This window comes from Streptomyces aidingensis (assembly GCF_900112355.1).
Lineage (GTDB): Bacteria > Actinomycetota > Actinomycetes > Streptomycetales > Streptomycetaceae > Streptomyces > Streptomyces aidingensis.
This window is the reverse complement of record NZ_FOLM01000008.1, coordinates 282817-295047: the sequence shown is the minus strand read 5'-3', so window position 1 is coordinate 295047 and position 12231 is coordinate 282817. Positions and strand designations below refer to the sequence as shown.

Below are 12231 nucleotides of genomic sequence, written 5' to 3'. Positions count from 1 at the left end.
GCCCACCGGAGACACCTCAGGGGGCGACGCGGCCGTGCTTGGCGAAGGCGGCGTGGGTGAGCGGCATCAGCTCCGCCCATTGCCGCTCCATCTGCTCGGCCACCATCTCGATCTCCCGCTGCGGGAAAGAGGGCACGGTGGCGTCCTCATGCTGGGTGCGCAGGCTGAGGAAGTGCATCAGCGAGCGGGCGTTGCAGGTGGCGTACATCGAGGAGAACAGCCCGACCGGCAGCGCCGCGCGCGCCACCTCCCGGGCGACACCGGCCCGCAGCATCTCCTGGTAGGCATGGTAGGAGCGCCGGTAGGACTCCTGGAGCGCCTCGGTGACGATCTTGTGCTGCTCGGGGCTGCCGGACACGAACTCGTACTTCCCCGGACGGCCGCGCTGCACCAGCCTGCGATCCTCGGCGGGCAGGTAGAAGACGGGCGCCAGCTCGCGGTACCTGCCGCTCTCCTCGTTGTACGACCATCCGACCCGGTGGCGGTGGAACTCACGGAAGACAAAGAGAGGGGCGCTGACCAGGAAGGTCATGGAATTGTGCTCGAAGGGGGTGCCGTGCCGGTCCCGCATGAGGAAGTTGATCAGCCCGGTGGAGCGCTCGGGGTCCTTCCTCGTCTCGTCCAGGGACTGCTCCCCCCGGGTGGACACCCTGGCGGCCCACAGCACATCCGTGTCGGAGGCGCTGTGCTTCACCAGCTCGACGGTCACATCACTGCGAAACCGGATATCGCTCACCAATGGTCCTTCCGGGCGGGTCGTCGGCGCCCCAGCGTAGTCTGCGGTACCGACACCGCCGCGCGGCGTTCCGGCCGGCGGGCACGGTAGCCTCAGCGGGCAGCAGGCGCTTCAGGCGTATGCGGACCCCCCACAGGATCGAGGTTCGACCATGACTCTCTCCTTCATGGCGGCCGACCGCACCAGGGATCCGTCCCGGCGGGACATGCCGCTTCCCCACGCTCCGCAGGACCACTGGCGCCGTCCCTACCGGATCGGGCCCTGGCGGGTCGGGATCTCGGCGGTGACGCTGCTGCTCGCCAGCTTCATCCTGATGTCGGCCATGATCATCGCGCTGGCCGGGCAGCGCGAGGGCGGGCTGGCCACGCTGATCCTGGCGGTACTGGCCATCGCCTTCGCCCTGCGGCTGCTCAGGGTCGGGATCTGGGTCAGCCCGCGCGGGCTGCGCCAGGTCAATCTGCTGATGACGCGGACGCTGAAGTGGCGGGACGTCACCCGGGTGCGCACCGCGCAGCAGCCGGTGCGCTGGCTCAGCATGCCCCGCACCGTGCAGGGCGAGGCGCTGGAGATCGAGCGGCGGCGCGGCGAGCCGCTGCGCACACTGCTGACCACGCACAGCGCGGACTTCCTGGGCCGCTACGAGGCGTTCGACCGGGCGGCGGATGTGATCGAGGCCTGGGCGGCGGAGCACCGCTGACGGCGACGCCGGAAGGATCGGCGTCGGAGGGATCGGCGGAGCCGCGTCGGCGGGACGCGGGGCGTCCGGCGGTGCCGGCGAGCCAACGGCGCACGGCACGGCAGCTGCGGACGGTCAGGTGCTGGACGTCGTCTATCCCTGGGCGGCGACCCGACCGCTGCGGCTGCCGCGGCCGCGCAGGGTGATGGCGTGCTGCATCGCCTTGCGGGCGCGCGGTGTGTCGCGGGCGTCGTGGTAGGCGATGGCGAGGCGGGCCCAGCAGCGCCAGTCCCCGGGGCTGGCCTCGGTCTCGGCCCGGTAGCGGGCGAAGGCCTCGTCGGCGGCCTGCTGGTCGATGCGGCCCGCCGGGGTGCGGGGCAGATCGTCGACGGGCAGACCGCCCTCGGCGTCCAGCGCCCGCACCAGCTTCTCCGCCCGCAGGGCGAAGCGGGTGGAATGCCAGAGGAACCAGGCGCCGAGCAGCGGCAGCACGAGCACGGCGAGGCCCAGGGCGACCGAAACCGGCTCGGCCTCGCGGACCAGCAGCACGCCGCGGTGGCCCACCATCACGAAATAGCCGGTCAGGACCACCGCGAGCAGGGCGTAGAGCAGTTTGCCGCGCATGGCGTCAGGAGCCCAGATCCATGAAGTGCTCCAGGCCCACGGTCAGGCCCGGGGTCTGCCCGATGCGGCGGATGCCGAGCAGCACGCCGGGCATGAAGGAGCCGCGGTTCATGGAGTCGTGGCGCAGGGTGAAGATCTCCCCCTCGTCGCCGAACAGCACCTCCTGGTGGGCCACCAGCCCGCGCAGCCGGACGGCGTGCACCGGAACGCCGTCCACCTCGGCGCCGCGGGCGCCGTCCAGGGCGGTGGTGGTGGCGTCCGGGGCGGGCGGGCAGCCGGCGGCGCGGCGGGCCTCGGCGATGATCCGGGCGGTGCGGACGGCGGTGCCGCTGGGCGCGTCCGCCTTGCCCGGATGGTGCAGTTCGACGATTTCGACGGATTCGAAGAAGCGCGCCGCCTGGCGGGCGAAGTGCATGGTGAGCACGGCGCCGATGCCGAAGTTGGGGGCGATGAGCACGCCGGTGGCGGGCGAGCCGGCCAGCCAGCCGCGGACCGTCGCCAGCCGCTCGTCCGTCCAGCCGGTGGTGCCGACCACGGCGTGGATGCCGTTGCGGACGCAGAACTCCAGATTGCCCATGACCGCGTCGGGATGGGTGAGGTCCACCGCCACCTCGGCCCCGGCCTCGGTGAGCGTCTCCCGTTTCTCGTCGCGGTCCAGGGCGGCGACCAGTTCCATGTCCTCGGCGGCGGTGACCGCCTTGACGGCCTCGGAGCCCATCCGGCCCCGGGCGCCGAGCACGGCGACGCGCGGCTTGCTGCTCATGTGTGCGGTGACCCCTTCTTTCAGGAGACGGCTTCGTCGAGACGGGCGGCCTGGCGTTCGCTGAGCGGGCCGATGACGGCCAGCGAGGGGCGGTGGGAGAGCACCTCGGCGGCGACCCGGCGGACCTCGTCGACGGTGACGGCGGCGATGCGGTTCAGCATCTCATCCACGGTGAGCTGGTCGCCCCAGCAGATCTCGCTCTTGCCGAGCCGGTGCATCAGTGAGCCGGTGTCCTCCAGCCCGAGCACGGTGGAGCCGGACAGCTGCCCGACGGCGCGGCGCAGCTCCTCCTCGGGCAGGCCCTCGCCGGCGATCCGGTCCAGTTCCTGGCGGCAGATCTTCAGCACGTCCGGGGCGAGCGCGGGCCGGCAGCCCGCGTAGATGCCGAACAGGCCGCAGTCGGCGTAGCCGGAGGTGAAGGAGTAGACCGAGTAGGCCAGCCCGCGCTTCTCCCGGACCTCCTGGAAGAGGCGGGAGGACATGCCGCCGCCGAGGGCGGCGTTGAGCACGCTCAGTGCCCAGCGGCGGTCGTCGTGCCGGGAGACGCCGGGGGTGCCGAGGACGACATGGGCCTGTTCGGTGCGGCGGCGGACCACGTCCACCTTGCCGGCGGTGCGGATGGCGCGGCGCCCGGTGCGCGGGCCGTGCGGCCGGGCCGCGCTGCCGCTGTCCAGGGCCCCGGCCTCGGCGAAGGCGCGGTGGACCAGCTCGACGACGCGGTCGTGGTCCAGCCGGCCGGCCGCGGCCACCACCAGGTGGGCGGGGTCGTAGTGGCGGCGGTAGAAGCGGGCCACCTGGTCGCGGGTGAGGGCGGTGACGGTCTCCACGGTGCCGAGCACCGGCCGGCCCAGCGGGCTGTCGCCGAGCATGGTGCGGGCGTAGAGGTCGTGCACGCAGTCGCCGGGGTCGTCCTCGGTCATGGCGATCTCCTCCAGCACCACGCCGCGCTCGGCGTCCACGTCCTCGGCCCGGATGAGCGAGCCGGTGAGCATGTCGCAGACCACATCGATGGCGAGCGGGAGATCGTCGTCCAGGACGCGGGCGTAGTAGCAGGTGAACTCCTTGGCGGTGAAGGCGTTCATTTCGCCGCCGACGGCGTCCACGGCCGCGGAGATCTCCAGGGCGCTGCGCCGCCGGGTGCCCTTGAAGAGGAGGTGCTCCAGGTAGTGGGTGGCGCCGTTGAGTACCGGGGTCTCGTCCCGGGAGCCGACCCGGGCCCAGATGCCGAAGGTGACCGAGCGGACGGTGGGCACGGACTGGGAGACCACGCGCAGTCCGCCGGGCAGCACGGTGGTACGGATCTCCCCGGCGGCCGGGACGGCGGCGGTGCCGGGGGCGGCGCCCCGGGGACGGGGGACGGCCCGTCCCGCCGGAAGGGCGGGACGGGCCGTCCGCAGGGCCTTGCGTGTCACTGGGCGGCGGCGTCCTTCTGCTCGGACTTGTCGGCCTTGTCGTTGCCCGCGGCCTCGTCCTCTTCCAGGACGGGGACCAGGGAGAGCTTGCCGCGCTGGTCGATCTCGGCGATCTCGACCTGGATCTTCTGGCCGACGCCGACCACGTCGTCCACGTTCTCCACCCGCTTGCCGCCGGCCAGCTTGCGGATCTGCGAGACGTGCAGCAGTCCGTCCTTGCCCGGCATGAGGGAGACGAAGGCACCGAAGGTGGTCGTCTTGACGACCGTGCCGAGATAGCGCTCGCCGACCTCCGGCATCGTCGGGTTGGCGATGCCGTTGATGGTGGTGCGGGCGGCCTCGGCGGCGACCCCGTCGGAGGCACCGATGTAGATGGTGCCGTCGTCCTCGACGGTGATCTCGGCGCCGGTGTCCTCCTGGATCTGGTTGATCATCTTGCCCTTGGGGCCGATGACCTCGCCGATCTTGTCCACCGGGATCTTGATGGTGATGATCCGCGGGGCGTGCGGGGACATCTCGTCCGGCCGGTCGATGGCCTCCATCATCACATCGAGGATGTGCAGCCGGGCGTCCCGAGCCTGCTTGAGCGCTGCGGCCAGCACCGACGCCGGGATGCCGTCCAGCTTGGTGTCGAGCTGGAGGGCGGTGACGAACTCCCGGGTGCCGGCGACCTTGAAGTCCATGTCGCCGTAGGCGTCTTCGGCGCCCAGGATGTCGGTCAGGGTGACGTAGTGGGTCTCGCCGTCGATCTCCTGGGAGATCAGGCCCATGGCGATGCCGGCCACCGGCGCCTTGAGCGGCACACCGGCGTTCAGCAGCGACATGGTGGAGGCGCACACCGAGCCCATGGAGGTGGAGCCGTTGGAACCCAGCGCCTCGGACACCTGCCGGATGGCGTAGGGGAACTCCTCCTTGCTGGGCAGCACCGGGATCAGCGCCCGCTCGGCCAGCGCGCCGTGCCCGATCTCCCGGCGCTTGGGCGAACCGACGCGGCCGGTCTCGCCGGTGGAGTAGGGCGGGAAGTTGTAGTGGTGGATGTAGCGCTTGCGGGTCACCGGGGAGAGGGTGTCCAGCATCTGTTCCATCCGGAGCATGTTGAGCGTGGTGACGCCGAGGATCTGGGTCTCGCCGCGCTCGAACAGGGCGGAGCCGTGCACCCGCGGGATCGCCTCCACCTCGGCGGCCAGGGTGCGGATCTCGGCCACGCCACGGCCGTCGATGCGGACCTTCTCGCGGATGACGCGCTCCCGGACCAGGCTCTTGGTGAGGGAGCGGTAGGCGGCGGAGATCTCCTTCTCGCGGCCTTCGAACTGCGGCAGCAGCTTCTCGGCGGCGACCGCCTTGATCCGGTCCAGCTCGGTCTCGCGGGCCTGCTTGCCGGCGATGGTCAGGGCCTGGGCCAGGTCGTCCCGGACGGCGTTGCCCAGCGCCTCGTAGACGTCGTCCTGGTAGTCGAGGAAGACCGGGAACTCGCCGGTCGGCTTGGCGGCCTTGGCCGCCAGGTCGGACTGGGCCTTGCACAGCACCCGGATGAAGGGCTTGGCGGCCTCCAGGCCGGCGGCCACCACCTCCTCGGTGGGCGCGGTGACCCCGCCCTGGACCAGCTCGACCGTCTTGTCGGTGGCCTCGGCCTCGACCATCATGATCGCCACGTCGCCGTCGGGCAGCATGCGCCCGGCGACCACCATGTCGAAGACGGCCTCCTCCAGTTCGGTGTGGGTGGGGAAGGCCACCCACTGGCCGCGGATCAGGGCGACCCGGGTGCCGCCGATCGGGCCGGAGAACGGCAGGCCGGCGAGCTGGGTGGAGCAGGACGCGGCGTTGATGGCGACCACGTCGTAGAGGTGGTCGGGGTTGAGGGCCATGATCGTCTCGACGATCTGGATCTCGTTGCGCAGGCCCTTCTTGAAGGAGGGGCGCAGCGGCCGGTCGATGAGGCGGCAGGTGAGGATCGCGTCCTCGGAGGGCCGGCCCTCGCGGCGGAAGAAGGAGCCGGGAATCTTCCCGGCGGCGTACATGCGCTCCTCGACGTCCACCGTGAGCGGGAAGAAGTCGAGCATCTCCTTGGGATGCTTCGAGGCGGTGGTGGCCGACAGCACCATGGTCTCGTCGTCCAGGTAGGCGACGGCGGAGCCGGCGGCCTGGCGGGCGAGACGCCCGGTTTCGAAGCGGATGGTGCGGGTGCCGAAGGACCCGTTGTCGATCACGGCCTCGGCGTAGTGGGTTTCCATGTCCACTCGGAAAATCTCCTCTTCTGTGCCCCTGTGGGGTGGGGGCCGACGGGAGGAGCGTCTCGCCACGGGCCGGTCATCGATCGAAGCTCCCGGGACTGGGTGCGCGCTGTGTGCCGTGCACTGCGCGGTGTACTGCGCACTGCGCAGTCGTACCGCCTGCTGCCCGCTGCCCGGGGGCCACTACCGAGGACCGGCGACGGTGGAGGCGCCCCGCCTCGCTCGTATGTCGTTGTCTTCTGTTGTCTTCTGTTCTGTTGTCTTCGTGGTGCGCGTACGGTGTCGTGACCTGTTGCTGGGACCAGCCTACAAAGGGTGTGGCCCCTCGGCCCGGCGTCGGAGACACCCGGGCGAGGATACGGCGAAGGGAGCGGGACCTCTCAGCAGGTCACCGCTCCCTCACGACGTCAGCCTCAGCGGGCGCCACCCGCGGCACCGCGGCGGATACCGAGCCGGTCCACCAGCGTACGGAACCGGGTGATGTCCTTCTTGGCCAGGTACTGCAGCAGGCGGCGACGGCGGCCGACCAGCAGCAGCAGGCCACGACGGGAGTGGTGGTCGTGCTTGTGCGTCTTGAGGTGCTCGGTCAGATCGCTGATCCGACGGCTGAGCAGAGCGACCTGGACCTCGGGAGAGCCCGTGTCGCCTTCCTTGGTGGCGAACTCGGTCATGATCTTCTGCTTGGTGGCAGCATCAAGAGACGACACGCTTACTCCTTGTGATTGGGCCCGGAGTCGGTCCCCTGGTCTTCGTCACAGGGGACTCCGCTTGAGCAACTCATCAGGCGTGGTCAAGCCTAGCAGCCGTCAGGGAGTGACTGCGCACGGTCGTCCACAGGCCCGGGTGGCAGTCACACGGAAATACTGTCGGAGCTTCCCTCAAAAAGGTAAACCTCTATGCTTTCCGCGTGACTTCCACAGGCACGGAGCAGGACGCGGACCCCGGCAGCGACGAGGAGCTGGACCAGCGGCCGGCGGACGGGTCGGACGAGCAGAACGGCGGGCAGGACGACGAGGCGGTGAGCGCCGCCGCCCGCAAGGGACGGCTCACCCCGAAGCAGGCCCGGCGGCTGCGCATGGCCATCGCCGCCGTGGCCATGGCCGCCATGGCGGTGGTGCTGGTGATCCGCCTCGGCGACGGCTCGTCCCTGCTGTCGGTGGGCCTGTACGGCGTTGCCTTCGTGCTGAGCGGCGCGGTCATCGAGATGAGCCGCCGGGGCCGCACCCGGCTGGGCACGGCCGTGCTCGTCGCCGGCTTCGTACTGATCCTCGGCACCGACTGGTGGCTGCGCAGCACGCTGTGAACAGCCCGGGCCGGCCGGCCCTGCCCTCCACGACCACGGTACGGCCCCGGCGGAGTTCGCCCGGCAGCGGTGATACCGGGGGCGATTGCGCCCAGGTCCGCCGGGGCAGGTCACGGCGGAGAGTGCGTTGAGGAAGCGGCGCCCGGCACGGGCCGGGGGCCGCCGGCCAAGGCCCGAAGCGGCGCGGCATGTCGTGGCGCGGCATGCCGTATGGTGCCGCTTCGGCCGCCGCTTGGGCGGCGTTCATCACCGCCATGAAGGAAGGGACGATCCGCTGATGGCCGAGACGCAGGCGGAGATCGCCGCTCGCAAGGAGCGGGAGAAGGACGAACTGTACGGCAGGGACATCACCGGTCTGGAGTGGCTCAGCGCGCCTGACGGCCCGCAGGACGAGAAGGTGGAAATCGCCTACTTCGAGGACGGCGCCGTCTGCATGCGCAACTCCGCCGACCCGGACACCATCCTCCGCTTCACCGCCGCCGAGTGGGAGGCGTTCGTACTCGGGGCCCGGGACGGCGAGTTCGACATCGAGGTGGAGTAGGCCCGGGCTCACATGCCCGTCGCACCGTCGATGCGTTCGCGCAGCAGATCGGCGTGGCCGTTGTGCCGGGCGTACTCGGCGATCGCATGGACCAGAATCCGGCGCAGGGCGACCGGATTGCCGCTGGCGGCATGGGTGCCGGTCTCGTCCAGGGAGGCGGCTGCCGCGACGATCTCCCGCGAGCGCTCGCACTCGGCCCGCCACACCGCCAGCGCCTCGTTGAAGTCCCCGTCCAGGGTTTCGAAATCCTGGTCGGGGTCGTCGTCCGAGTAGTAGAGATGTGGAAGGTCCTCGCCCGCGAACTGCATGCGGAACCACCAGCGTTCCGTGCCGGCGAGATGCCGGATCAGGCCGTGCAGCGTCAGACGGGACGGCGGCACGGTCCGCTCGGAGAGCCGTTCGGCCGCCACCCCCGCGCACTTCAGCTCGAAGGTCCGGCGGTGCCAGTCCAGGAACGCCGTGAGGATCTCCCGCTCGTCCCCGACGAGCGGGAGCCCGGGCCTGGTGTCCTCGGCCCAGAGCGGGGAGTAGCTGGCGGCGGGAATCTGCGGCACATTGCTCATACCGCGATTCTCACAGCCGCCACCGACATCGGCGGGCGTACTCGCGGGCACCGGAGTTGACATCGGAATCCGGTGGGTCCGTAATTGCACGGAATCCCGAGAGATCCGCTGATGTCTCCGGGAACCGGTCTCCTCTAGGGTGGGAGCCGTGGCGTGGCGGGGGAGCCGGGCGGCGGCCGGAAGTCCTCTCCCGCACGCGGAACGGCAGGCAGCAGGAGCGGCAGGAGGCGTCGTGAACAGCGATCGGGACGGGATGCGCACCGCGGAGGGCTCCTCCGCTGTCGGTCGCCCCGACGAGGACCCCGCGACGGACGACCGGCACACCGACGAGCCCGTCGCCATCCCGAGTTGGTACGGGGGCGGCAGTTCACCGTGGGGGACGTCCTCTTCCGGTACTGCTGACGGTCCGGATACGACCGCGCCCGGGACGACTGCCGAGCCGAGCCTCACAAGCGCCGTGGCGGACCGCCAGGCGCCGGATGAGACGCCGGAGACCAGACATGAGGAGGCCGGGGGCGTGACCGACGAGCAGCCGCGACGGGAGTCCGGCGGCGAGCCCCAGGACGCGCCGCCGGACGGGGCGCGCACCGACGACCGGCACAGCCCTCCGGCCCAGGTCTCGGATCTCGGCGCCGCCGGTCTGGACACCAACGCCACGATGCAGTTCAACGCGTCGGCCGTGCGGAAGATGATCGACGAAAGGCGTTCCCCGGAGACCGGAGCGGGGCCGGGAGCGGAACGGCCTTCGGGCGAGCGCCGTCTGCAGCCGCCTGCGCCGCCGCTGCCGCCTCAGGCGCCCGGCGGGCTGCCGCCGCTGCCGCCGGACTTCCAGCTCAAGCCGCCGTCCGCGCCGGAGGCGCCCTCCGGGCCGCGCCCGGCGTTCAATCCGGCCGTGCCGCCGACCCCGCCCGGGTTCTCGATCCCGGAGAAGCTGCGGGACGAGCCGCCGTCCGACCCCGCCCGGAGCCGGGAGCAGGAGCCGGAGCAGGAGCGGGCCCGCAAGGATGCACCCGCGGACGCCGCGCCGGAGGACGAGCCGGAGGACGACGCCCCGGCACAGGTCAGCTCGATGCTGCCGAACCTGCCGGCGCCGAGCGCCGATCCGGGCGCGGGCTTCGGTACCGGGGCGTCCTCCGGGATGGCCGTGTCGTTCACCTCCTCGGAGCCGGAACCGGAACCGGAGCAGGAGCCTCAGGACCAGGCCGCCTCGGCGCAGTCGCGGGCAGCGGCCGGGCCGGAGCCGGTGGACGCGGTTCCGGCCGGGCAGGAAGTCCCGGAGCCGGAGCCGGAGGAGAACACGCCGCCGCCTGCCGTTCCCGCCTCTGCGGACGCGACCTCGTTCAGCCTGCTGCCGCCGCTGGACAGGCCGCCGACCCCGCCGAGCGGGATCCCGGCGGAGGCGCAGGCACCGGCAGAGCCCGGACAGCCGCTGCCGCAGCCGGGGGCGCCCTGGCCCGCGCCGCAGCCGCCGCCCGCGCCACCGCAGCCCTCGGCGCCCATGCCGTCCGCGGACGCCACATCGTTCTCACTGCCGCCGCCGCAGCCGCAGCCCGAACCGCACTCCCGGCCCGAGCCGGCCCCGCCCGCCCCGCCCGCCGGGATGCCGCAGCCGGGATCGCCCTGGGCGGCACAGCAAGGGCCTGCCGCGCCGCAGCCCGCGCCCCCGGCACCGCCGCCGCCACAGCAGCCGGAACGGCCCGCGCTGCCGCAGGGCGGCGTCGCCGGGGAGCACGCGGGGTACGGGTACCCCCGTCCGGAGCAGCCGCAGCAGCCTGCTCATCCGCAGCCCGAACAGCCGTCGGCACAGCCGCCGCAGCCCGGGTTTCCGCATGCTCCGCACGCCCCCGCGGCAGCCGGGCAGCAGCCCGCGCAGCCGGGGCCCGCGTTCCCCCCGCCCCCGCCCCAGACCGCCGGCTACCCGCAGCCCGGCGGGCCGCAGATGCCGGGAGCGCAGCCCGGTCCGGCATACGGCTATCCGCAGCAGCCCGCGCAGGCTCCGGGCCATCCGCAGCCGGGGCAGCAGCCTGCCGCCGCGCCGCCGCCGGAGCAGCAGGGGTACGGTTACCCGCCGCCCGCACCGCAGGGAGCGGCGGCGGCGCCCGCGCAGCCGCCCGCTCCGCCGCAGGATCCCCGGGCGGGCGCGGCCTGGCCGAGCCCGCAGAACCACGGCCCGCAGCCCGGCCAGCTCGGTTACACCGCCGCCGTCGAGCTCTCCTCGGACCGGCTGCTCCAGGAGCGGGGCCGGCACAAGCGGCGTTCACAGGCACCGAGCCGTCAGCAGTCGTCCCGGTTCAAGATCGGCGGCAAGGCCGCGGACGCCGAGCGGCAGCGGAAGCTGGACCTGATCCGCACCCCGATGCTGGCCTGCTACCGCATCGCGGTGATCAGTCTGAAGGGCGGTGTGGGCAAGACGACCACCACCATGTCGCTCGGCTCCACGCTCGCCGACGAGCGGCAGGACAAGGTCATCGCGATCGACGCCAACCCGGACGCCGGCACGCTGGGCCGCCGGGTGCGGCGCGAGACGGGCGCGACCATCCGGGACCTGGTCGGCGCGATCCCCTATCTGCACAGCTACATGGACATCCGGCGGTTCACCTCGCAGGCGCCGTCCGGGCTGGAGATCCTCGCCAATGACGTGGACCCGGCCGTCTCGACGACCTTCAACGACGAGGACTACCGCCGCGTCATCGACGTGCTGGGCAAGCAGTACCCGATCATCCTCACCGACTCCGGCACGGGTCTGCTGTACAGCGCGATGCGCGGGGTGCTGGATCTCGCCGACCAGCTGATCATCGTCTCCACGCCCTCGGTGGACGGCGCAAGCAGTGCGAGCACCACGCTGGACTGGCTGTCCGCCCACGGCTACGGCGACCTGGTGCAGCGCAGCATCACGGTGATCTCCGGGGTGCGCGACACCGGGAAGATGGTCAAGGTCGAGGACATCGTGGCGCACTTCCGCACCCGCTGCCGCGGGGTGGTGGTGGCGCCGTTCGACGAGCATCTGGCGACCGGTGCCGAGCTGGACCTGGATCTGATGCGGCCGAAGACCCGGCAGGCGTACTTCGATCTGGCGGCGCTGGTGGCCGAGGACTTCGTCCGTGCCCAGCAGGAGCAGGGGCTGTGGACGCAGGACGGTACCAACAACCCTCCGCCGCACCTGGCGCCGCCGCTGCCGCAGCAGCCGCAACCGCAGCAGTATCCGCAGCAGCCGGGGCCCGGCCGGCCCGGCTACGGTTATCCGCCCCCCGGCCAGCAGCAGGGATACGGTTATCCGCCGCCGCAGCAGCCACAGCAGCCGCACCCGCAGCACGGTCAGGGAGGCTGGCCGCCGCCCCCGCCGCCACAGCAGTAGCCGGAGCAGCCGTCAGCCATCCGGCGG

General features: G+C 72.1%; 11 protein-coding genes. 4 read left to right on the top strand and 7 right to left on the bottom strand.

The window, feature by feature from the left end; all coding sequences use genetic code 11:
• Positions 1-16: 16 nt before the first annotated feature.
• Entirely contained in the window at positions 17-736 is a 720-nt protein-coding gene (gene thyX / locus BM242_RS16635) for an FAD-dependent thymidylate synthase (protein WP_245834166.1), read from the bottom strand.
• A 151-nt stretch (positions 737-887) separates the two neighbouring features.
• Here thyX and BM242_RS16630 point away from each other — a divergent pair, with 151 nt between their 5' ends.
• Positions 888-1433, top strand: coding sequence for a phage holin family protein (locus BM242_RS16630; RefSeq protein ID WP_093839619.1), 546 nt, complete (start codon positions 888-890; stop codon positions 1431-1433).
• Between the two features lie 132 nt (positions 1434-1565).
• Here the strand turns inward: BM242_RS16630 and BM242_RS16625 are convergent, their stop codons facing one another.
• From BM242_RS16625 to rpsO, 5 genes are all read right to left on the bottom strand, one after another.
• A complete protein-coding gene (locus tag BM242_RS16625) occupies positions 1566-2036 on the bottom strand; it encodes a tetratricopeptide repeat protein (RefSeq protein WP_093839618.1) in 471 nt (156 codons plus the stop codon).
• Between the two features lie 4 nt (positions 2037-2040).
• Entirely contained in the window at positions 2041-2799 is a 759-nt protein-coding gene (gene dapB / locus BM242_RS16620; RefSeq protein ID WP_093839617.1) for a 4-hydroxy-tetrahydrodipicolinate reductase, read from the bottom strand.
• Positions 2800-2819: 20 nt separating this feature from the next.
• The gene (locus BM242_RS16615; protein ID WP_245834164.1) at positions 2820-4211 is read right to left on the bottom strand and encodes a M16 family metallopeptidase; all 1392 of its coding nucleotides are present in this window, start codon (positions 4209-4211) and stop codon (positions 2820-2822) included.
• Complete coding sequence (locus tag BM242_RS16610; protein ID WP_093839616.1) at positions 4208-6448, bottom strand: polyribonucleotide nucleotidyltransferase; 2241 nt, start codon at positions 6446-6448, stop codon at positions 4208-4210. Before BM242_RS16610 ends, BM242_RS16615 begins: the two co-directional genes overlap by 4 nt.
• Before the next feature lie 407 nt (positions 6449-6855).
• Positions 6856-7149: a 30S ribosomal protein S15 gene (gene rpsO, locus BM242_RS16605; protein WP_093839615.1), complete on the bottom strand. Its 294-nt coding sequence runs from the start codon at positions 7147-7149 to the stop codon at positions 6856-6858.
• Positions 7150-7349: 200 nt separating this feature from the next.
• Here rpsO and BM242_RS16600 point away from each other — a divergent pair, with 200 nt between their 5' ends.
• Both BM242_RS16600 and BM242_RS16595 read left to right on the top strand, forming a co-directional pair.
• On the top strand, positions 7350-7745 hold the full coding sequence (locus tag BM242_RS16600) for a hypothetical protein (protein WP_093839614.1): 396 nt from the start codon (positions 7350-7352) through the stop codon (positions 7743-7745).
• 277 nt (positions 7746-8022) lie between these two features.
• Entirely contained in the window at positions 8023-8286 is a 264-nt protein-coding gene (locus BM242_RS16595; protein ID WP_093839613.1) for a DUF397 domain-containing protein, read from the top strand.
• 8 nt (positions 8287-8294) lie between these two features.
• On the opposite strand, the gene BM242_RS16590 is transcribed toward BM242_RS16595, so the two are convergent.
• Positions 8295-8849 carry a DinB family protein gene (locus BM242_RS16590; RefSeq protein ID WP_093839612.1) on the bottom strand — a complete coding sequence of 185 codons (555 nt, stop codon included), beginning with the start codon at positions 8847-8849 and terminating at the stop codon, positions 8295-8297.
• A gap of 517 nt (positions 8850-9366) precedes the next feature.
• On the opposite strand from BM242_RS16590, the gene BM242_RS16585 reads away from it, so the two are divergent.
• Positions 9367-12204 carry a MinD/ParA family ATP-binding protein gene (locus BM242_RS16585; RefSeq protein ID WP_245834162.1) on the top strand — a complete coding sequence of 946 codons (2838 nt, stop codon included), beginning with the start codon at positions 9367-9369 and terminating at the stop codon, positions 12202-12204.
• The last annotated feature ends 27 nt before the right edge of the window (positions 12205-12231 follow it).